Below are 1,134 nucleotides of genomic sequence, written 5' to 3'. Positions count from 1 at the left end.
AATATAATCAGGACTTCTAGGTTTTGGAGTATCTTTAGGCCATATTCCATTATGTTTATAAAGATGAACTTCTTTATCACTTACCTTACCTTTTTTATTTTCATTTTCCAAATATAAAAGCATTTTTGCTTTCTCTTTGCTTTTTTGTGCCGCTCCTAATTTATCTCCTATCCCTTGCCATCTTATCCTATCATACTTAATCTTAGCAAGAGGACTAGCTTGTATTTTAGCTAAAGCAAATTTAATTTTATTCTTTTTAGGTATAGCAAATATAGGATAACCTTTTATACTCATTCCTATTAAACCCATTTGTAAAACAGAATGTTTATTATTAACTTTATGATCTGAATAAGTATAAGCAAATACCATAGCTACTTTAGTACAAGGTCCTCCTAGTATAGGTGGATTTAAACATCCACTTATACTAGCTCCTTGTATTTCATTATTAAGCATAATAGGAACATTGTCTGATTTTATTCTTTTAGCTTTTTTTGCTTTTAACTTAACTCTACCTCCATGTAAGCATACTAAAGTATTATCTTCTAATATAGGATGCATACAAGAAGTATCAGAACTTATATTAATATCTTTTATTCTAGGAATAAGGATTGTTCTTTTTCTAGCCATGAAAAGCCTTGTGGGTTTTAAACCCACTAAGATTAAATCAAATCATAAGGAAAACATTTACACAAAACTGATTCTATTTTGTTTAATCATTCTGGCACGATTGATAAGAGCATAAAGGGCTATATCTTCATCATTATATATTTCTCCTTCAAATTCTTCATCCCCATCAAACTCAATACTTTTCCATTCTATAATTTTTGCTTTAGCATTAGTGATAAAAGAAATGTATTTATCTCTTTGTTTATCATGTTTGATACCTGCACATAAAGGTTTAAGTGCTTCATCATACCAAATCACTTCTAACTTTTCTTCTTTGATGATTCTTAGTGCTACTTCTTTTGTTAGATATTCTTTAATGTCTTTTCCATCGTATTTTTTTTGCTTATAATTCATTTTTAACATTTTATCAATTGCTTCTTTTTCACTATCAAAAGAATACTCAAGTTCAACACCGCCCCTTTCTCCAATATAAACAGCTTCGTATTTATTATTATCAGAATCAAACCA

Annotated in this window: 1 protein-coding gene and 1 pseudogene; both read right to left on the bottom strand. The window is 28.8% G+C overall.

Annotated elements, in window-relative coordinates:
- A pseudogene (locus AJ930_RS08870) lies at positions 1-627 on the bottom strand (hypothetical protein); the annotation flags it as partial.
- Between the two features lie 57 nt (positions 628-684).
- The coding region (locus tag AJ930_RS08865) for a hypothetical protein (RefSeq protein WP_261659522.1) at positions 685-1,134 on the bottom strand (450 nt) is incomplete at its 5' end.

This window comes from Campylobacter sp. BCW_6871, assembly GCF_001762325.1.
In the GTDB taxonomy this organism is placed as follows: domain Bacteria; phylum Campylobacterota; class Campylobacteria; order Campylobacterales; family Campylobacteraceae; genus Campylobacter_D; species Campylobacter_D jejuni.
Note: the sequence above shows the minus strand (reverse complement) of the source record. Positions and strands in the feature narration are given on the sequence as shown.